Source organism: Modestobacter sp. NPDC049651, assembly GCF_040659695.1.
Lineage (GTDB): Bacteria > Actinomycetota > Actinomycetes > Mycobacteriales > Geodermatophilaceae > Modestobacter.
In genome coordinates this window covers 297,446-315,091 of sequence record NZ_JBFAOG010000001.1, presented here as the reverse complement: position 1 = coordinate 315,091, position 17,646 = coordinate 297,446, and the positions used below count along the sequence as shown (strand labels likewise).

Here is a 17,646-nt window from a genome sequence, read left to right as displayed (position 1 = left end):
AGCACCTGGAAGACCGACCCCATGACCTCGCTCGCCCCTGCTCCGACCCACGCTGCCCCGACCACCCCGCCGGCCGCACTGCCCAGCCGGGCCGCCGCGCTCGCGGTCGCGCTCACCCTCCACCCCGACCTGTGGGCCCCGCTCGTCGAGTACCGGGCCGAGGAGCGGTGGACCTCCCTGCTCGACCCGGCCGCGGCCGCCGGCGTCCTCGCCCCTGAGCTGCACGGCGACCTCGCCGGCGCGCAGGTGTGGCTGCTCTCCTGGTTGCCCGGCCAGGGCACCGTGCTGCACGACCACGGCGCCTCCGCCGGGGCGTTCGCCGTCGCCGGCGGCACGCTCACCGAGCGCGTCGTCGCCACCCGCACCGACGGCACCGCCTCCGAGACCCGCGCCGACCTCGCCGCCGGCCGGGTGCGGTACTTCGGCGACCACTACGTGCACCAGGTGACCAACCCCCATGACGAGCCGGCGGTGAGCGTGCACGTCTACACCCCTGGCCTGCGCTGGATGAACTCCTACGAGGTGGCCGGCGGCCGGCTGGTGCGCACCGGCACCGAGCGGGCGGGGGTCGACTGGTGAGCACCCCGACCCTGACCCGCCCCGCCGGGGCCCGCACGGTCGACGAGCTGCTCGCCGAGGCCCGCGCCCGGCTGCAGCGGGTGACCCCGCTGGAGGCCGCCGCCCGGGTGGCCGCCGGCGCGGTGCTGGTCGACATCCGGCCCGCCGCCCAGCGCGCCGCCGAGGGCGAGGTGCCCGGCGCGCTGCTGGTGGAGCGCAACGTGCTCGAGTGGCGGTTCGACCCGGCGTCCGACGCCCGGCTGCCGCAGGCCACCGGCTACGACGTCGACGTGGTCGTGCTCTGCCAGGAGGGCTACACCTCCAGCCTCGCCGCCGACGCGCTGCGGTCGCTGGGCCTGCACCGGGCCACCGACGTGATCGGCGGGTTCCGCGACTGGCGGGTGGCCGGGCTCCCGGCCACCCCTGGCATCCTCGCGGGGTGACGCGTCCCCGGCCTGCCCCTGGTGGCGGCCGGGTGCTGGGGGTCGCGCCCGAGCGGCTGGGCCGCTGGCTGGACGGCGTGGCCGACCGGCACGGGGCGTTCGACGTCCGGCCGGACGACGGCGCGCTGGCGCTGACCTGCGCCGACGGCACCACCGTGCGGCTGACCGCCCCGCCCGGCTGGACGCCGGCGCCGCCGCTGCTGACGTCGTTCACCGCCGCCGCCCGGGAGCCCCGGCGCACGGCCGTGCTGCTGGTGCGCCGCGGCCGCTGGGCGGTCGGCGTGTTCGCCGGGGCCGAGCTCGAGGCGTCGAAGGTCGACGCCCGGCAGGTGCAGGGCCGCACGGCGGCGGGTGGCTGGTCGCAGCAGCGGTTCGCCCGCCGCCGGGCCAACCAGACCGACGCGGTGGTGGGCGCGGCCGCCGACACCGCGGCCCGGGTGCTGCTGCCGCACCTCCCCGGGCTCGACGCGCTGGCCACCGGCGGGGACCGCGGGCTGGTCGACGAGGTGCTGGCAGATCCGCGGCTGCGCCCGCTCGCCGGGCTGCCCCGCACGGCGCCGCTGGACGTCGGCGAGCCGACCAAGGCGGTGCTGCTGGAGACCCCGGCCCAGTTCCGCGCCGTCCGGGTGCACATCGTCGAGCCGGGGGACGCGGCCGCCCGCTGAGCTCAGCCGACGTCGAGCCGCGTGCCGCCGGTGGCCAGCCGGCCGGCCAGCGCGTCGAGGGCCGCTGCCGCACCGGCATCCACCCCGGTCGTCCGGCTGAGGTCGACCGTGACCGTCCGGTGGCCGCGCTCGACGAGGACCTCGACCAGCCCGGACACCAGCTCGGCGCCGCGCCGGTCGAGCCGGCCGCGGACGGTGACCACGCCGCGGGCGTGGTCGGTCCGGGTGGTGAACACCGGGCTCAGGGGCGCGCCGGCGGCTCCGGACGGGCCGCCCGGGGAGCGGTCGTCCAGGGACGTGACGGGGCGGGAGGCCGGGTCCTGGGTCACCCGGACCACTGTCACCGCGCGGTTCGGGAACGGCAAGGGCCGGAAGTCACTGGACGCGCTGCCCGCCGCTCCGCCCGGTGTCCTGAGGTCAGGCCAGCCCGTTGACGCTCACGCCGGCGGCCCGCAGCTCCGGGATGCCGGTGACCCCGCGGGTGTCCGTCTCGTCCAGCCCCAGGTCGACCAGCGACCGGACCTGCACCAGGGGCGTGAGGTCGGTGACGGGGTTGGCGCCCAGCTGCAGCTCCTGCAGCAGCGGCGCGGCGGCGAGCCCGCGGACGTCGCTGATCCGGTTGCCGAAGACGTCCAGCACCAGCAGCGTCGGGACGGTGCCCAGCGGCGCCGGGTCGACGACCTGGTTCCGCGACAGCCGCAGCGTGTCGAGGGAGGGCAGCCCGGCCAGCGGCGCCACGTCGGTGATCGCGTTGCCGGAGAGGTCCAGCGTGCGCAGCCCGTCGTGCCCGGCCAGCGGGCCGATGTCGGTGAGCTGCGCGCCGGCGACCCCCAGCGCGGTCAGCGTCGTCGTGCCGGCGAGCGGCGAGAGGTCGCTGACCGGGTTCTGCGACAGCCCCAGGTCGAACAGCTCGAGGCCGGCCAGCGGCGACAGGTCGCCGACCGCGTTGCCGGTCAGCGTCAGCGTGCTCAGGTGCGCCAGCCCGGCGAGCGGGGCGAGGTCGCTGATCTCGTTGTGCGGCGCGTCGAGCTCGGTCAGCCCGGTCAGCCGCTGCAGACCGGCCAGCGAGCGCACCGGCTCCTCCGGGTGCGCCTGCCCGGCGCACTCCAGCCGGGTGATCCGGGCGAGCGCGCCGGGGGAGACGGTGGCGGAGGCGTCGGGCAGCCCGGCGGCGGTGGCCACGCAGGCGGCCAGCGCCGGGTCGGGGACGAGCTCGGCCACCGGCCGGGCCGGGCCGTCGTCCCCGCCGCCGGCCGGCGCGCACCCGGCGAGCAGGACGGCGGCGGCCAGGGTCACGAGCCGGCGGATGGCGGGACCTCCTCCGGGCGGGTGCGCAGGCCGGCCAGCAGCAGCTGCACCAGGCGGCGCGCGTCGTACCCGGGGTCGTGCTCGGCGCCGATGCACAGGTTGCCGACCCCGCGCATGAGCAGCACCGGCGCGACGTCGGTGCGGACCTCGCCGGCCGCGGCCGCGGCGTCCAGGAGCTGGGCGCAGACCGGGACCAGCCGGTCGAGGAACCAGGCGTGCAGCGTCTCGAAGCCCGCGGCGTCCGAGCGCATCGCGGCGGCCAGGCCGTGCTTGGTCACCAGGAAGTCCACGAACAGGTCGATCCACTGCGCCAGCGCGGCGAACGGGCCGGGTGCGTCGGCGAGCAGGGCCGGTCCGGCGTCGGCGCAGGCGTCGACCTGGTGCCGGTAGACCGCGACCACCAGGTCGGCGCGGGTGGGGAAGTGCCGGTAGATCGTGCCGACCCCGACGCCGGCGCGGGCGGCGATGTCGCGCACCGGCGCCTCGACCCCGGAGGTCACGAAGACGGCGGCGGCGGCGTCCAGCAGCGCGTCGCTGTTGCGCTGCGCGTCCGCCCGCCGGCGCGGCCCGGCCGCCCCCGTCTCCACGGCGGCCATCCTGCCACCTCCTCGACAACCGGAACAACGTTCCGTACGGTGTGCGGAGCAACGTTCCGTTTCTCCGTCCGGAGGCCCGTCATGAGCTCCACCCCCGTCGTCTCCGTCGCCCCGGTCGTGCTCCCGCCCGCCGGGCGCGGCACCGACCTGCAGGTCCGCGTCTCGGCACCGGTCACCGGCGCCGACCTGCCGGTCGTCGTCCTCTCGCACGGCTTCGGCTGGTCGATGGACGGCTACCGCCCGCTGGCCGACGCCTGGGCCGCCGCCGGGCTGGTCGTCGTGCAGCCCACCCACCTCGACTCCCGCACGCTCGGCGTGGGGCACGACGACCCGCGGTTCCCCGGCATCTGGCGGACCCGGGTGCAGGACGTCGTGACCGTCCTGGACTGCCTCGACGCGGTGACGGCGGCGCTGCCCGGCCTGGCCGGGCGGGTCGACCGCGGCCGGATCGCCGTGGCCGGGCACTCCTGGGGCGGGCAGACCGTGGGCATGCTGCTCGGCGCCCGGGTGCTGGACGCCGACGGCGTGCCGGGCGAGGACCTGTCCGACCCGCGGGTGACCGCCGGCGTGCTGCTGTCGACCACCGGCACCGGCGAGGACCTCACCCCGTTCGCCGCCGAGCACCTGCCGTTCATGCGGCCGGACTTCTCCGGCCTGAGCACCCCGACCCTCGTCGTCGCCGGGGACGCCGACCGGTCGGCGCTGTCGACCCGCGGGCCGGACTGGTTCACCGACCCCTACGTGCACAGCCCCGGCGCCCGGGCGCTGGTCACGCTGGCCGGCGGGGAGCACGGGCTGGGCGGCATCGTCGGCCCGGGCGCCGCCGAGACCACCGACGAGGACCCCGCCCGGGTCGCCGTCGTCCAGCGGGTCACCGCGGCCTGGCTGCGCGCCGCCCTCGGGGTCGACGACACCGGCTGGGCGGGCGTGCTGGCCGACGGCATCGGCGCCGCGGGCCGGATCGAGACGAGGTGACCCCGGCGGCCGGGGTCAGCCGATCCGGCGGGCCGCGGCGGCCAGCGCGTCCCGCGCCCCGGCGCCCAGCCGCCGCACCAGCTCACCGGCCGGCAGCGGCTCGGCCAGCGCGTGCGCCTGCCCGGACCACAGGTGCATGCCCTCGGCATCGCCGGCCGCCCGCGCCGCGGCCCGGACCGGCGCGGTCAGGAAGTGCACCTCCGGGTAGGCGGCCGGGGCCTCGTCGCCCAGCTCGGTGCTCGCCCCGTTGACCAGCGCGCGGGCCTGCCGGCCGGTGAACGCGCGCGTCACGGTGGTCGGCCGGCCGGGCTCGGCCAGGGTCGCGGCGTGCGCGGGGTGCGTGCCGGCCTCGGGGCAGCGCAGGAACGCCGTCCCGAGCTGAGCGAGCGACGCGCCGGCCGCCAGCACCGCGGCCACGCCGGCGCCGTCGGCGATCCCGCCGGCGGCGACCAGCGGCAGGTCGGTGACCCGGCGCACCAGCGCCAGCAGCGGCAGCAGCGCCAGCCGCGCGGGCTCCTCGTCGGACAGCCCGCCCCGGTGCCCGCCGGCCTCCCAGCCCTGCACCACCAGCGCGTCCGCGCCGGCGGCGGTGGCCGCGGCGGCGTCGTCCGGGCTCGTCACCGTCACCCAGACCGCCGAGCCGGCGGCGTGCAGCCGGTCGACCGCGCCCGCCGGCGGCAGCCCGAAGGTGAACGAGACGACCTCCGGGGCGAGCCCGGTGAGCAGGTCGACCTTTGCGGCGATCGCGTCGTCGTCCCACCGGGCCGGACCGGGCGCCGCGTCGTGGCGGCGGGCCCACGCCGCGACGCGGGCCGCGTACCCGGTCAGGACGGCGGGGTCGGCGGCCGGCCCCGGGACGAACAGGTTCACCCCGAACGGGGCGTCGCCGGCCGCCCGCAGCTCGGCCACGTCCGCGGCCGTCTGCTCGGGCGTCCGGTAGCCGGCGGCGAGGAAGCCCAGGCCACCGGCGGCGCCCACCGCGGCGGCCAGCGCCACGGTCGAGGGGCCGCCGGCCATCGGTGCGGCGACCACGGGGACGGCGAGCGGGGGGAGCGGCCGGGGCATGCCCCACCCCACCACGGCCGCGGCGCTCAGGTGGTCGGCGGGGCGGCGGCGCGGGTGCCGTCGTCGCCCTCCAGGGTCAGCTCCTCGCGGCGCAGCGTGCCGGAGACGGCGTGCTCCTCGGTGGTCCAGGCGGTCGCCAGCCGCACCCGCTCGACCGGCCGGCGCTCGACGGTGACCACCGGCTCCTCGCCGTAGAGCGTCACCCAGCCGCTCTGCTGGGGCGTGCCGGGCTCCACCGGGCCGCTGTCGCCGGGGCGCAGCGGCAGGTACTCGATGCGGGCCCGCTGCCGGGTCACCGTCACCGGCACCATCACCTCCTCGGTGACCTCCTCGATCCGCAGCACCGCCCGGGCCCACGGCTGCACGTCGGTGGAGACCGCGAACCGCTCCTCGGAGCGGGTCATCGCGGCATCCCTGCCGGTGCCGGTGCCGGTGCCGGTGCCGGTGCCCGCGTCCCCGCCCGCGTAGTGCCGGCGCAGCAGCTGCTCGTCGTCCGGGCCGAGCCGGTCGCCGACCCCCAGCCGGGGTGCCGTGCGGACGGCGTCCGCCGGGACCTGCAGGCGCAGCCGGCCGTCGGCGAACTCGGCGCCGGTGATCGGCGCGAGCACCGCCGCCGCGGCGTCGTCCGCGGCGGCGTGCAGTCCGTCGGTGAGCCCGACCCAGGTGGGCTGGGCGGTCTGGTCGTCGAGGAACACGGCGGTCACGGTGCCGAGGGCATCGCCTTCGCGGGAGTCGGCGACGGCTCCGATGACCGGGGGCAGGTCGGGGTGTGTGGCCATGCCTGAGGATGGCCGGACGGCGGCCGGTCCACACCTCGTCCGGGCAAGTCGGTTGAACGGCGGCGGCGCCGCGCGTAGCGTCCTCCGACCGTGTCTCACGCGCTGACCGACCCCGAGACCACCTCCGCCCCCGACCCCGTGCTCGCCGCCGAGCGGGCCCACCTGGCGCTGGCCGCCGACTGCCTGGCGCACATGCGCACGGCCGCGGTCGCGGTCGCCGACGCCGGTGTCGACGCCTGGGCCTCCGAGCGCCTCGGCGCCGCCCGCGCCGAGCGGCTCGCCTCGCTCGCCGCCGACCCCGGCGTGCCGGCCTTCTTCGGCCGCACCGACGGCAGCCCCGACGGCGCGCCCGAGACCTTCCACATCGGCCGCCGGCACGTCCGCGACGCCGCCGGCGACCCGGTGGTCATCGACTGGCGGGCGCCGATGAGCCGGCCGTTCTACCAGGCCAGCGCCGCCGATCCGCAGGGCGTCGAGCGCCGCCGCCGCTTCGGGTTCGCCGCCGGCGAGCTCACCAGCTACGAGGACGAGCTGCTCGCCGCCGGGCAGGAGGGCACCGGGGAGCTGCTGCGCGCCGAGATCGAGCGGCCCCGCAGCGGCCCGATGCGCGACATCGTCGCCACCATCCAGCCCGACCAGGACGACATCGTCCGCGCGCCGCTGGGCGAGTCGATCTGCGTGCAGGGCGCCCCCGGCACCGGCAAGACCGCGGTCGGCCTGCACCGCGCGGCCTACCTGCTCTACACGCACGGCGCCCAGCTGGCCCGCTCCGGCGTGCTGGTCGTCGGGCCGAACAGGGCGTTCCTGCGCTACATCGAGCAGGTGCTCCCGGCGCTGGGCGAGGTCCAGGTCGGCCAGGCCACGGTGGGCGACCTGACCGCCCGGGTCCCCGTCCGCGCGCAGGACACCCCCGCGGCCGCCGTCCTCAAGGGCGACGCCCGGATGGCCGACGTGCTGCGCAGGGCGCTGTGGAGCGGCATCAGCAAGCCCACCGACTCGATCCAGGTGTCGCTGAGCGGGCGGAAGTACCGGATCGCCCCCGAGCGGCTCAAGCGCTTCGTCGACGACGTGCGCCGCGCCGCCACCGCGCCGGCCGACCCGCAGCAGCGGGTGCACTACACCGCCGGCCGGGAGCGGCTGGCGATGAGCCTGGCCGAGTACGCCCGGCGGCTGAAGGAGGCCGGCGGCGGCAGCCCCACGGACGCCGAGACCCGCCGCACCGCGCGCAGCGCCGAGGTGAAGGCATTCTGCGACGCCCACTGGCCCGCGGTGGACGCCGCCGCGCTGGTGTTCGCCCTCTACACCGAGCCCGACCGGCTGGCCCGCGCCGCCGCCGGCGTGCTCACCGACCAGGAGCAGGCGCTGCTGCGCTGGGAGCGGACGCCGCGCACGGTCAAGGGCGCGCCGTGGACGGCGGCCGACACGGTGCTGGTCGACGAGGTCGCCGGGATGCTCGAGCGCACCGAGGGCCACGGCCACGTCGTCGTCGACGAGGCCCAGGACCTCTCCCCGATGGAGTGCCGCGCGGTGGCCCGCCGGCTCGCCGCCGGTTCGCTCACCGTGCTGGGCGACCTGGCCCAGGCCACCAGCCCGTGGGCGGCGGAGAGCTGGGCCCGGACGCTGGCCGACCTCGGCCGGCCCGACGCCACCGTCCGCCCGCTCACCCGCGGCTACCGGGTGCCCGGCGAGGTGCTCGAGTTCGCCAACCGGCTGCTGCCGGTGATCGCCCCGGGGCTGGCGCCGGCCACCGCCGCCCGCCGCGAGGCCGGCGCGCTGCGGCTGCGGCCGGTGGCGACCCTGGCCGGGCCGCTGGCCGACGTGGTGGCGGAGCTCGCTGCCGCCGAGGGGTCGACCGGCGTGGTCTGCGCCGACGCCTCCGTGGGCGAGGTCGTGGAGCTGCTGCGCGCCGCCGGGCTGGACGCCGCCGCGCTCGCCGACGACGGGACCGAGCCGTCCCGGCTGGCCGTCGTGCCGGCGACCCTGGTCAAGGGGCTGGAGTTCGACCACGTGGTGGTGGTCGAGCCCGCCGCGATCGCCGCCGCGGAGCCGCGCGGGCTGCACCGGCTCTACGTCGTCCTGACCCGCGCGGTGAGCAGCCTGGTCGTGCTGCACCACCAGGACCTGCCGACCGAGCTGGTGGGTCCCTAGGCTGCGGCCATGGCCGACCTCCGCTCCGCGCTGCGCGTTCCGGCCGGGCCGGTCCGGCTCGCCGACCTCGACCCGCGGGCCACCCCGCACGCCCCCGGCGACAAGGCGGCCACCAGGGCGGCGCTGGAGGCCGAGGGGGCGCGGCTGGCGGACCTGCAGCAGGTGCTGTGGGCCGAGGGCGTCACCGGCGGGCGGCGGCGGGTGCTGCTGGTGCTGCAGGGCATGGACACCAGCGGCAAGGGCGGGGTCGTCAAGCACGTCGCCGGGTACGTCGAGCCGCACGGGCTGGCGGTGGCTGCCTTCGGCCGCCCCACCCCGGAGGAGCTGCGGCACTCGTTCCTCTGGCGGATCCGGCGGGCGCTGCCCCGGCCCGGCCAGCTCGGCGTCTTCGACCGCTCGCACTACGAGGACGTGCTGATCGGCAAGGTGCGGCAGCTGGCCCCGCCGGAGACCATCGAGCGCCGCTACCGGGAGATCAACCGGTTCGAGTCCCAGCTGGTCGCCGACGGCGTCACGGTGCTCAAGTGCTTCCTGCACATCTCGCCCTGGGAGCAGAAGCAGCGGCTGCTCGCCCGGCTGGACGACGCCACCAAGCAGTGGAAGTTCAACCCCGGCGACATCGACGAGCGGCAGCTGTGGCCCGCCTACCAGCAGGCCTACGAGACGGTGCTCGAGCGCACCGACAGCCACACCGCGCCCTGGTACGTCGTCCCGGCCGACCGCAAGTGGTACCGCAACTGGGCGGTGGGCCGGCTGCTGCTGGAGACGCTCACCGACCTGCACCCCGCGCTGCCGGCACCCGGCTACGACGTGGAGGAGCAGCGGCTGCGGCTGATCGACGAGTCGCCGCTGCCCGGCTGAGGCTCACCCGGCGGGAACGGGGCTGCCCCGGCGGAGCCGGTCGTCGACCGCCTCGGTGAACAGCCAGCCGGCGATGACCACGAACTGCAGCAGCCACAGCCAGAACGCCACGGCCAGCGCGCTGCCGACCCCGGTCAGGCCGCCGAACGGGGCGCCGAGGTCCAGCGGCAGGTCGAGGAAGAGCGTGAAGCCCTGCAGGAAGCCCGAGAGGCTGGCCGCGGTGATGAAGGCGCCCACCAGCAGGGCGCGGCGCCGCAACCGGCCGGCGGCCACCACGCCGAACCCCCAGGCCAGCGGCAGCAGCAGCACGCCCAGCAACGAGTAGTAGGCGACGAGGAAGCCGCCGAGCCACGGCCCGACCCCGCCCTGGTCGGTCAGCGCCAGCACGGCCCGGCCGGCGTACAGCAGCACCAGCAGCAGGAACGGCGCGACGACCAGCAGCGGCAGCGCGAGCAGCCGCCCCCGCCAGGCGGTGTAGCGGTCCGGTGCGGGGCTGTAGCGCAGCAGCGCGCGGCGCAGCCCCTCGCCGTACAGCGAGACGGGGACCAGCGCCAGGACGGCCTGCCAGCCGGACATCCCGGTGCCGGCGTCCACCAGCCGTCGCACCGCCAGCGGTGCACCGAGCGAGGGGGGCAGCAGGTCGGCCAGGTCGGCGCCGAGGTCCCGGACGGCGGCATCGCCGACGAGCAGGCTGGCCAGCCACAGCGAGAGCACCAGCACCGGCACGACCGCGAACGCGGCGTAGAACGTGAGTCCTGCGGCGATCAGCGCGGTGTCCCGGCCGCGGACGCGGGCGTGCACGGAGGCCGCCAGCCCCCGCACCTCCGCCCGCACCCCCACCGGCACATGCCACCAGGAGCGGGCACGTCGCGCCTCTCGGGTGGTGGTCAGCGGGGTGCCCCGGTCAGCAGGTGCTGGGCGGCCGCGAAGCCGCCCAGGCCGCTGACCCCGCCCCCGCGGACGGTGCCCCCGGACGACGCCGCGACCACCCGCGGGTGCGGGGTGCCGACACCCCAGGTGCCCACCTGGTCCGGCTCGGCGGCCACCGGCCAGGACAGGTCGCCGTGGAAGATGTGCCCGCCCGGCATCGCCAGCGAGGCCTCGACGTCCAGCGGTGAGGCCGCCTGCAGGCAGGGCCGGCCCTCCGCGTCGACCGCCAGGCAGCCGGCCAGCGGCTCGGCCAGGTGCGCGTCCAGCTGCAGCAGCACCCGCCGCACCGCCTCGGCGCGGGTGCCCACCGGGTCCTCGGCGAACAGCTCCGCGGGGGTGTGCAGCCCGAACGCGGTCAGCGTGTGCAGCCCGGAGCCGCCGGCGATCGACGGGTCGGTGAGCGAGTGGCAGTACAGCTCGAAGGGGATCCGCTCGGGCAGCCGCCCCGCGACCGCGGCCGCGTGCGCCGCATCGAGCTGGGCGGCCGACTCGTCGACGTGGAAGGTGCCGGCGAACGCCCGCGCCGGGTCGTCACCGGACCGCAGCCGCGGCAGCCGGGTGAGCACCATGTTCAGCTTCAGCTGCGAGCCCGACGGCCGGGCCCCGGGCTCCCGGCCGAGCAGCTCGTCGAGCACGGCCGGGGCCGCGCCGCAGACCAGGTGCCCGGCGTCGACCGCGCGCACCGCGCCGTCGTGGTCCGTCCAGTGCACCGTGACGCCGTCGGCGCCGGTCTCCACCGCGGTGACCGTCGCGCCGGTCACCAGCTGCGCGCCGGCCGCCCGGGCGGCGGTCGCCAGCGCGCCGCTCACCGCGCCCATGCCGCCCACCGGCACCCGCCAGCGGCCGGTGCCGTTGCCGACCACGTGGTAGAGGAAGCAGCGGCCGGCTGCGCTGCCGGCGTTGTGCAGGTCGGCGGAGGTGCCGATCAGCCCGTCGGTGAGCGCGATCCCGCGGACGACGTCGTCGCCGAGGTGCTCGGCGACCACGTCGGCCAGCGGGCGCTCGCGCAGCTCGTGCCACAGCTCGGCGTCGCGCAGCCGGGCCGCGAGCTCCCCGGCGTCCAGCAGCGGCTCGGTGAGCGTGGGCGCGAGGTCCTCGGCGAGCGTCGCGACCCGGCCGTAGAAGCGCTGCCAGCCGGCGAACTCGGCGTCCGAGCCGGTCAGCGCGCGGAACCCGGCCGCGGTGGGGGGGCCCTCGTCGCGCTCGACCAGCAGCCCGGACGCCGTCCCGCCGCGCTCGACCGGCGTGTAGGAGGAGACCGCGCGGTCCACCAGCGTGACCGGCAGCGCCAGGTCCGCGACGATCCGGTCGGGCAGCAGGCTGACCAGGTAGGAGTACGCCGACAGCCGGACGTCGACCCCGGGGAACACCTGCCGGCTGACGGCGGCGCCGCCGAGCACGGGCAGCCGCTCGAGCACCAGCACCGACCAGCCGGCCCGCGCCAGGTAGGCGGCCGCGACCAGCCCGTTGTGGCCGCCGCCGACGACCACCGCGTCGTAGTGCGCCTGGGTGGTCACACCAGCTCCCGGGCGAAGAACAGCGAGTCGTCGTCGAGCCCCGCGTAGTGCCCGAACGCCTCGACCGGCCGGTACCCGGCGGAGGTGTACAGCGCGATCGCCTCCGGCTGCCGCGGCCCGGTCTCCAGCCGCAGCGTGCCCCACCCGCGCCGGCGCGCCTCGTCCTCCAGGCCGCGCAGCACCAGCCGGGAGACGCCCCGGCCGCGCGCCGCGGGGACGACGTACATGCGCTTGACCTCGGCCGCGCCGGGCTCCAGCGGCCGCAGCGCCCCGCAGCCGACCGGCGTCCCGTCGTCGTCGTGCGCGACCAGCACGACCGCGACGTCGTCGGCCGACGGGGGCACCCCCGGCTCCGACTTGCCGTCGTAGCGGGCCCGCACCTCCTCCTGCTGGGCGGCGCTCAGCGCCGCGACGACCGGGTCGTCCCAGGTGGTGGCGCGCAGGGTGGGCACCCGCTCAGTCTCGCGGTCCGGGGTCCACCTGCTGCAGCAGCCCCCAGACGAAGCGGGCGCGCACCCCGCCGGGCAGGTGCACCTCCCAGCGCGGCGCGGTGCCGGGGTCGACCTCCACCGCCCCCGGCAGCACCGCGACGTCCTCGACCACGTGCTCCCACACGCGCAGGTCCCCGGGGCGGGCCGGGGTCACCGGCGAACCGGGCGCGCGGACCAGCTGCTCGCGCAGCACCTCACCGCCGGGCGCGGCCACGACCTCCCACCGCAGGTGCGGCCACAGCGGCAGCGGCCACCGGTGCACCGCGAGCTCCAGGTCGCCGAACGGACGCCGCTCGAGCACCTCCGGCGGGCCCAGCACGGCGGTGCGACGTGCGACACCCTGCGGCCCTCGCGGAGAGTGAGCGAGCGCCTGCCAGCGGGCGTGCGCGGCGCGCGCCGCGGCCCGGTCGGCACCCAGCCGCGGGAGCGCGGAGGCGACCAGGTCAGGTCGCGTGTCGGCCATCCGGCGCAGCAGCACGAGGCAGAACTCCCGCCGCCCGAGCTCACGCACCCGGCGAGCCTGTCACCGACCGTGAGCGTGTCGACGCACACGCCAGGAGTTTCTCCACAAATTCGACGCAGGGGTTTGTCACGAGCACATAACGCCCCTATGGTCGACCGCGGTCCGGACGGGTCGTTCCGTCACCCCTCCCGGGTGACGACCGGCTGGACCGCCGCCGAACTGCCGGCGTCCGCATCGCCTCATCGGAGGCGCTCGCGGGTCCGGCGGACCGGGGACCCACCGCAGCACTGGGGTGAAGCTGCGGACCCTCTCCAGGGTCTGCAGCCGGGTGACTTCCCACCCGAACCCGTCAGCTAACTCGGTAGGCGGCAGGTGGAAGAAAGGACACACCCGCCGAACATGGCGAGTTCGCACCAGCCTGCCCGTCGTCGACTCCTGACCGGTCGCCGGCTGATCGTCTCCCTGGTCGTCGCTGCCGGCGCCGTGGCCGTCGCGCCGCTGCCGGCCTCCGCGGCCCCGTCCTCCCCGGCCGAGGCCCAGGCCCTCATCGACCAGAAGGGCCACGAGCTCGAGGTCGTCACCGAGGAGTTCAACTCCGCCCGCGACCAGCTCGCCGCCTCGCAGCAGGCCGAGCAGGACACCGCGGCGCAGGCCGACGCAGCCGAGGCCGCCGTCGCCGACGCCCGCGAGAAGGTCCGCGAGGTCGCCCGCAGCGCCTACACCGGCAACAAGCTGGGCTCGCTGCAGGCCATGCTGACCAGCGGTTCCGCCGACGAGCTGATGGACCGCCTCGGCACGCTCGACACGATCGCCCAGCACAACACCGGCATCCTCAGCGCCGCCCAGGACGCCGACGCCGAGGCCGACCAGGCCAAGGCCGACGCGGTCGAGGCCGCGAAGAGCGCGCAGCAGCAGCTCGACGACGTGACCGCCAAGCAGAAGGACCTGCAGGCGCAGATCGCCGACTTCCAGGCGCAGAAGGACCGGCTCGTCGCCGAGGCCGACCGCGCCGACCGCGAGCGCGCCGCCGCGGCCCAGGCCGCTGCCGCCGCGCAGGCCGCCGCTGCTCCGGCTGCGGCTCCGGCCCGCGCTGCCGCCGCCCCGGCCGCGAAGGCCGCGAAGGCCGCCGCCCCGGCTGCCGCCGCTGCCCCGGCGCCGGCCGCTGCTGCGCCGGCCGGCGGGGCCGCCCAGGTCGCCGTCAGCACCGCGCTCGCCCAGCAGGGCAAGCCGTACGTGTGGGCCGCCTCCGGTCCGGGCTCGTTCGACTGCTCGGGTCTGGTGCAGTACGCCTACGCCGCCGCCGGCATCTCGCTGCCGCACTCCAGCGCCGGCCAGGCCAAGCTGGGCCGGGCCGTCAGCCGGGCCGACCTGCAGCCGGGCGACCTGATCGCCTTCTACTCGCCGGTCAGCCACATCGGCATCTACATCGGCAACGGCCAGATGGTGCACGCCCCGACGTCCGGTGACGTCGTCAAGGTCGCGTCCATCGACGTGATGGGCAGCATCACCGCGATGCGCCGCCTCGGCTGACGAAGGACCCCGTCCTCGGTCCGGAGCCCCGGTCACCTTCGGGTGACCGGGGCTCCGGCGCGTCCGGGGCCGGGACGTCGGTCACACCCGGGAGACCCCGGGCCCGGCCGCTCGTTGTGCCCGGTCGTGGCCACCCGACTGACCGATCCCGTCTCCGTCGCCCGGCTGTTCCGCGTCGTCGCGGTCGCCGAGGCGGTGTCCTGGCTCCTGCTCCTCGGCGGCATGTTCGTCAAGTGGGTGCTGCGCACCTCCGAGGTCGGCGTCCAGGTGTTCGGACCGGTGCACGGCGGCGTGTTCGTCGCCTACGTGCTGGTCACGTTCCTCGCCTGGCGGGTGCTCCGCTGGACGCCGGCCACCGCGTTCGTCGCCCTGGTGGCCTCGGTGCCGCCGTTCTGCACCGTCTGGTTCGAGCGCTGGGCCGGCCGCACCGGCCGCCTGCCGCACGCAGCGGTGGTCCCCGCCGCCTGACTACGGTCCGGGTGTGACCGAACCGCTGCTGCCGTCCACCGCACGCACGCTGCTCGCCCGCACCGCCCGGGCGCAGCGCGACGGACGTGCGCCCAGCCTGGTCGCCGGCGTCGTCCGGGACGGCGCGCTGGTCTGGTCGGCCGGCCGCGGGGACGTCGCAGAGCCGCACACCGACGTCCAGTACCGGCTGGGCTCGATCAGCAAGACGGTCACCGCGGTGGCCGTGCTGCGGCTGCGGGACGAGGGCCGCCTCGGCCTGGACGACCCGCTGGAGGCGCACCTGCCGGGCACGCCGCTCGGCGACCGCACAGTCGGCCAGCTGCTGTCGCACCTGGCCGGCGCCACGTCGGAGAGCCCGGGCGGCTGGTGGGAGCGCGTGCCGGGCGGGAGCCTGGCCGACCTGCGGCTCACCGGCGACGACGTGGTGCTCGGCGCCGCCCGCCGGTTCCACTACTCCAACCTCGGCTACGGGCTGCTCGGTGAGCTGGTGGCCCGGCAGCGCGGGCGGGACTGGGCGGACGTCGTCCGCGACGAGGTGCTCGCCCCGCTGGGCATGACCCGGACGACGCCCCGCCCCACCGGCCGCGCGGCGCAGGGGTCGGCGGTGCACCCGTGGGCCGACGTCGTGCTGCCCGAGCCCGAGCACGACGCCGGGGTGATGGCCGCGGCCGGGCAGCTGTGGGCGACGCTGGCCGACCTCGGCCGGTTCGCCGCCTTCCTGCTCGGCGACACCGCCGACGTGCTGTCGCCGGCGACGCTCGAGGAGATGACCGTGCCGGCCGGGGTGGACTCCTCCGCCGCCGGCTGGTCGGCCTACGGGCTGGGTGTGCAGGTGGTCCGGGTGGACGGCGCGACGCTGGTCGGCCACGGCGGCTCGATGCCGGGCTTCGTCGCCGGGGTCTACGTCGACCGCGCGGAGGGCACCGGCGGCGTGATGCTCACCAACAGCACCAGCGGCGTCGACGCCCTCGTGCCGGGGCTGCTGGCCGACGTCCGGGCCGCCGAACCGCGGGTGCTGGAGGCGTGGACGCCGTCCGAGCCGGCGCTGCCGCTGGACCTGCTGGGCGTCTGGTTCTGGGGGCCGACGCCGCACGTGCTGCGGGCGCAGGCCGGTGGGCTGCTGCACCTCGGCCCGCTGCCCGGCCGCCCGGGGCGCGCCAGCCGCTTCGCCGCTCGCCCCGACGGCACCTGGGTCGGCCTGGACGGCTACTACGCCGGGGAGACGCTGCGGATCGCGCCGGACCACCTCGACCTGGCGACGTTCGTGTTCACCCGCACGCCCTACGACCCCGACGCCCCGGTGCCCGGCGGCGTCGACCCCCGCGGCTGGCAGGTCTGAGCGGAGTGGAGTCCCAGCGCTCGGGGAACGATGCGCTGGGACTCCGTCAGGGGCGGTCGAAGGCGTCCATCGTCGTCTTGACCACCACCGCGTAGGCCAGGTGCGGGACGACGTCGCTGAGCCAGTCGGTGCGCGACCAGGTGCGCGGGTCGGTGATGCCCAGCGCGGTCATCGGCCCGTTCGCGGCGACCAGCACGCCGGCGGTGATGAGCCCGGTGCCCACCGCCGGCTGCGAGCGGAACCCGGCCGCGCGGGCCAGCGCGGTGAGCACCCCGACGCCGATGCCGGCGGCGATCCCGGTGATCGGGCCGAGGCCCTGCAGCCGGTTCTGCCGCTTCTCCTCGTCGCCGGGGATGGAGACGTGCACCTTGTCGGCCAGCGCCTCGACCGTGTCCTCCGGCGTCGAGCTGGTGCCCCGGCCGCGCACCGCCATGTCGAGGTACGTGACGGCGTTGAGCGCCGTGGTCCCGGCCGCCCCCGCGGCCGCTCCGCGCAGCACCCAGCCGAACGTGCTGATGCCGCGCTTGCCCTTGCCGATGGTCCCGAGGGGGGTCCGCTTCGCCATGATCGCGGGCTACCCGGGTGGCGGCGGCGGCGAAACCGGCCGCACGCTGTCCCGGTGGACGTCGACGGCGCGCTGGAGCAGGCGATCGACCGGCTGCTCGACCAGCGCCGGCCGGACGCGACGATCTGCCCCAGCGAGGCCGCCCGCGCCGTCGACCCGGCGGGGTGGCGGGAGCTGATGCCGGCGGCCCGGGCCGCGGCGGGCCGGCTGGCCGCGGCCGGGGAGGTGGAGGTCACCCAGCGCGGCGAGGTGGTCGACGTGGCGACCGCCCGCGGGCCGGTGCGGGTGCGCCGACGGCGGTGACGAGCAGGCGGTGACGGGCAGGCGGTGACGAGCGGGCGGTGAGGGTCAGTCCTCGCCGGGCTCGTCGCGGCCGTTGCGCGCGGCGCGCTCCAGCAGCGGGGTGACCCGGTGGTCGACGAACCGGCGCAGCGCCAGGTTGGTGTCGGTGCGCTGCACGCCGGGGATGGCCAGCACCTGCTCGGTGATCCGCCAGAGGTCGTCGGCGTCGACGGCGACCACCTGCACCAGCAGGTCGGCCACGCCGGACAGGCCGACCACCTCGAGCACCTCGGGGATCAGCGCAAGCGCGTCGCTGACCTCGGTGAGGCTGCGCTGCACCACCTGCACGGTGATGTAGGCGCCCAGCCGGTAGCCCAGGGCGGCCGGGAGCACCCGGCGCTCGAAGGCGTCCAGCGCGCCGCCGGACTCCAGCCGGGTCAGCCGGGCCTGCACGGTGTTGCGGGCGAGCCCCAGCTGCTGGGCGAGGGAGAGCACGCTGGCCCGCGGGTCGGCCGACAGGGCGAGCAGCAGCCGGGCGTCGGTCGCGTCCAGCCGGTCGGGGGTCGCGGGCATGTTGCTCAGTCTGACATGTGTGGACGTCCTACTACCTCGCATCGTGCGCAATCGCAAGTCGGGATGTTGCGCAGATCGGCAACCGGATGG

General features: G+C 77.2%; 21 protein-coding genes and 1 riboswitch. Of the genes, 10 read left to right on the top strand and 11 right to left on the bottom strand.

The window, feature by feature from the left end; translation table 11 throughout:
- Nucleotides 1–21: 21 nt before the first annotated feature.
- The 3 genes from AB0J00_RS01660 to AB0J00_RS01650 are packed head-to-tail and all read left to right on the top strand — an operon-like array spanning nt 22 to nt 1,666.
- The gene (locus AB0J00_RS01660; protein WP_357739189.1) at nt 22–579 is read left to right on the top strand and encodes a cysteine dioxygenase family protein; all 558 of its coding nucleotides are present in this window, start codon (nt 22–24) and stop codon (nt 577–579) included.
- Nucleotides 576–1,001, top strand: a complete 426-nt coding sequence (locus AB0J00_RS01655; RefSeq protein WP_357739187.1) for a rhodanese-like domain-containing protein — start codon at nt 576–578, stop codon at nt 999–1,001. The genes AB0J00_RS01660 and AB0J00_RS01655 overlap by 4 nt, the downstream gene beginning before the upstream one ends.
- Nucleotides 998–1,666, top strand: a complete 669-nt coding sequence (locus AB0J00_RS01650) for an acVLRF1 family peptidyl-tRNA hydrolase (protein ID WP_357739184.1) — start codon at nt 998–1,000, stop codon at nt 1,664–1,666. The genes AB0J00_RS01655 and AB0J00_RS01650 overlap by 4 nt, the downstream gene beginning before the upstream one ends.
- 2 nt (nt 1,667–1,668) lie before the next feature.
- Here AB0J00_RS01650 and AB0J00_RS01645 read toward each other — a convergent pair whose 3' ends face one another.
- The 3 genes from AB0J00_RS01645 to AB0J00_RS01635 all read right to left on the bottom strand — a co-directional run bounded on the left by AB0J00_RS01645 (nt 1,669) and on the right by AB0J00_RS01635 (nt 3,570).
- Nucleotides 1,669–1,995 carry a hypothetical protein gene (locus AB0J00_RS01645; RefSeq protein WP_357739181.1) on the bottom strand — a complete coding sequence of 109 codons (327 nt, stop codon included), beginning with the start codon at nt 1,993–1,995 and terminating at the stop codon, nt 1,669–1,671.
- 88 nt (nt 1,996–2,083) lie between these two features.
- Nucleotides 2,084–2,962: a leucine-rich repeat domain-containing protein gene (locus AB0J00_RS01640; protein WP_357739179.1), complete on the bottom strand. Its 879-nt coding sequence runs from the start codon at nt 2,960–2,962 to the stop codon at nt 2,084–2,086.
- Nucleotides 2,959–3,570: a TetR/AcrR family transcriptional regulator gene (locus tag AB0J00_RS01635; protein ID WP_357739176.1), complete on the bottom strand. Its 612-nt coding sequence runs from the start codon at nt 3,568–3,570 to the stop codon at nt 2,959–2,961. The genes AB0J00_RS01640 and AB0J00_RS01635 overlap by 4 nt, the downstream gene beginning before the upstream one ends.
- 81 nt (nt 3,571–3,651) lie before the next feature.
- Here AB0J00_RS01635 and AB0J00_RS01630 point away from each other — a divergent pair, with 81 nt between their 5' ends.
- On the top strand, nt 3,652–4,545 hold the full coding sequence (locus AB0J00_RS01630) for a chlorophyllase (protein WP_357739173.1): 894 nt from the start codon (nt 3,652–3,654) through the stop codon (nt 4,543–4,545).
- Nucleotides 4,546–4,560: 15 nt separating this feature from the next.
- Here AB0J00_RS01630 and AB0J00_RS01625 read toward each other — a convergent pair whose 3' ends face one another.
- Together AB0J00_RS01625 and AB0J00_RS01620 are read right to left on the bottom strand one after the other, a co-directional pair.
- Entirely contained in the window at nt 4,561–5,610 is a 1,050-nt protein-coding gene (locus AB0J00_RS01625; RefSeq protein ID WP_357739170.1) for a nitronate monooxygenase, read from the bottom strand.
- Nucleotides 5,611–5,636: 26 nt separating this feature from the next.
- Nucleotides 5,637–6,389, bottom strand: a complete 753-nt coding sequence (locus tag AB0J00_RS01620; RefSeq protein WP_357739167.1) for a YsnF/AvaK domain-containing protein — start codon at nt 6,387–6,389, stop codon at nt 5,637–5,639.
- Nucleotides 6,390–6,479: 90 nt separating this feature from the next.
- Here AB0J00_RS01620 and AB0J00_RS01615 point away from each other — a divergent pair, with 90 nt between their 5' ends.
- Nucleotides 6,480–8,537: a UvrD-helicase domain-containing protein gene (locus tag AB0J00_RS01615; protein ID WP_357739164.1), complete on the top strand. Its 2,058-nt coding sequence runs from the start codon at nt 6,480–6,482 to the stop codon at nt 8,535–8,537.
- Nucleotides 8,538–8,546: 9 nt separating this feature from the next.
- A complete protein-coding gene (locus tag AB0J00_RS01610; RefSeq protein WP_357739161.1) occupies nt 8,547–9,398 on the top strand; it encodes a PPK2 family polyphosphate kinase in 852 nt (283 codons plus the stop codon).
- Between the two features lie 3 nt (nt 9,399–9,401).
- On the opposite strand, the gene AB0J00_RS01605 is transcribed toward AB0J00_RS01610, so the two are convergent.
- Genes AB0J00_RS01605 through AB0J00_RS01590 form a run of 4 tightly spaced genes read right to left on the bottom strand, consistent with a single transcriptional unit; the run spans nt 9,402 to nt 12,847 of the window.
- Entirely contained in the window at nt 9,402–10,238 is an 837-nt protein-coding gene (locus AB0J00_RS01605) for a YhjD/YihY/BrkB family envelope integrity protein (RefSeq protein ID WP_357739158.1), read from the bottom strand.
- Nucleotides 10,239–10,285: 47 nt separating this feature from the next.
- Nucleotides 10,286–11,845, bottom strand: coding sequence for an NAD(P)/FAD-dependent oxidoreductase (locus AB0J00_RS01600; RefSeq protein WP_357739155.1), 1,560 nt, complete (start codon nt 11,843–11,845; stop codon nt 10,286–10,288).
- The gene (locus AB0J00_RS01595; RefSeq protein ID WP_357739153.1) at nt 11,842–12,297 is read right to left on the bottom strand and encodes a GNAT family N-acetyltransferase; all 456 of its coding nucleotides are present in this window, start codon (nt 12,295–12,297) and stop codon (nt 11,842–11,844) included. Before AB0J00_RS01595 ends, AB0J00_RS01600 begins: the two co-directional genes overlap by 4 nt.
- A 4-nt stretch (nt 12,298–12,301) precedes the next feature.
- Nucleotides 12,302–12,847: a hypothetical protein gene (locus AB0J00_RS01590; RefSeq protein WP_357739150.1), complete on the bottom strand. Its 546-nt coding sequence runs from the start codon at nt 12,845–12,847 to the stop codon at nt 12,302–12,304.
- A gap of 177 nt (nt 12,848–13,024) precedes the next feature.
- Nucleotides 13,025–13,182: riboswitch (cyclic di-AMP (ydaO/yuaA leader) on the top strand.
- Between the two features lie 16 nt (nt 13,183–13,198).
- On the opposite strand from AB0J00_RS01590, the gene AB0J00_RS01585 reads away from it, so the two are divergent.
- The 3 genes from AB0J00_RS01585 (at nt 13,199) to AB0J00_RS01575 (ending at nt 16,136) form a co-directional block, all read left to right on the top strand.
- The gene (locus AB0J00_RS01585) at nt 13,199–14,329 is read left to right on the top strand and encodes a C40 family peptidase (RefSeq protein ID WP_357739146.1); all 1,131 of its coding nucleotides are present in this window, start codon (nt 13,199–13,201) and stop codon (nt 14,327–14,329) included.
- A gap of 126 nt (nt 14,330–14,455) precedes the next feature.
- Nucleotides 14,456–14,797: a DUF3817 domain-containing protein gene (locus AB0J00_RS01580; protein ID WP_357739143.1), complete on the top strand. Its 342-nt coding sequence runs from the start codon at nt 14,456–14,458 to the stop codon at nt 14,795–14,797.
- 13 nt (nt 14,798–14,810) lie between these two features.
- A complete protein-coding gene (locus AB0J00_RS01575; protein ID WP_357739140.1) occupies nt 14,811–16,136 on the top strand; it encodes a serine hydrolase domain-containing protein in 1,326 nt (441 codons plus the stop codon).
- A 46-nt stretch (nt 16,137–16,182) separates the two neighbouring features.
- Here the strand turns inward: AB0J00_RS01575 and AB0J00_RS01570 are convergent, their stop codons facing one another.
- Complete coding sequence (locus AB0J00_RS01570) at nt 16,183–16,701, bottom strand: hypothetical protein (protein ID WP_357739137.1); 519 nt, start codon at nt 16,699–16,701, stop codon at nt 16,183–16,185.
- Between the two features lie 54 nt (nt 16,702–16,755).
- Here AB0J00_RS01570 and AB0J00_RS01565 point away from each other — a divergent pair, with 54 nt between their 5' ends.
- On the top strand, nt 16,756–17,004 hold the full coding sequence (locus AB0J00_RS01565; RefSeq protein WP_357739134.1) for a DUF3253 domain-containing protein: 249 nt from the start codon (nt 16,756–16,758) through the stop codon (nt 17,002–17,004).
- Nucleotides 17,005–17,049: 45 nt separating this feature from the next.
- Here the strand turns inward: AB0J00_RS01565 and AB0J00_RS01560 are convergent, their stop codons facing one another.
- Nucleotides 17,050–17,556, bottom strand: coding sequence for an Lrp/AsnC family transcriptional regulator (locus AB0J00_RS01560; protein ID WP_357739131.1), 507 nt, complete (start codon nt 17,554–17,556; stop codon nt 17,050–17,052).
- Nucleotides 17,557–17,646: the final 90 nt, after the last annotated feature.

Coding starts and splice junctions, on each gene's coding strand:
- AB0J00_RS01635 (WP_357739176.1), bottom strand. CDS start 3,570: ATGGCCGCCGTGGAGACGGGGGCGGCCGGGCCGCGCCGGCGGGCGGAC.
- AB0J00_RS01620 (WP_357739167.1), bottom strand. CDS start 6,389: ATGGCCACACACCCCGACCTGCCCCCGGTCATCGGAGCCGTCGCCGAC.
- AB0J00_RS01560 (WP_357739131.1), bottom strand. CDS start 17,556: ATGCCCGCGACCCCCGACCGGCTGGACGCGACCGACGCCCGGCTGCTG.
- AB0J00_RS01570 (WP_357739137.1), bottom strand. CDS start 16,701: ATGGCGAAGCGGACCCCCCTCGGGACCATCGGCAAGGGCAAGCGCGGC.
- AB0J00_RS01630 (WP_357739173.1), top strand. CDS start 3,652: ATGAGCTCCACCCCCGTCGTCTCCGTCGCCCCGGTCGTGCTCCCGCCC.
- AB0J00_RS01610 (WP_357739161.1), top strand. CDS start 8,547: ATGGCCGACCTCCGCTCCGCGCTGCGCGTTCCGGCCGGGCCGGTCCGG.
- AB0J00_RS01660 (WP_357739189.1), top strand. CDS start 22: ATGACCTCGCTCGCCCCTGCTCCGACCCACGCTGCCCCGACCACCCCG.
- AB0J00_RS01625 (WP_357739170.1), bottom strand. CDS start 5,610: ATGCCCCGGCCGCTCCCCCCGCTCGCCGTCCCCGTGGTCGCCGCACCG.
- AB0J00_RS01585 (WP_357739146.1), top strand. CDS start 13,199: ATGGCGAGTTCGCACCAGCCTGCCCGTCGTCGACTCCTGACCGGTCGC.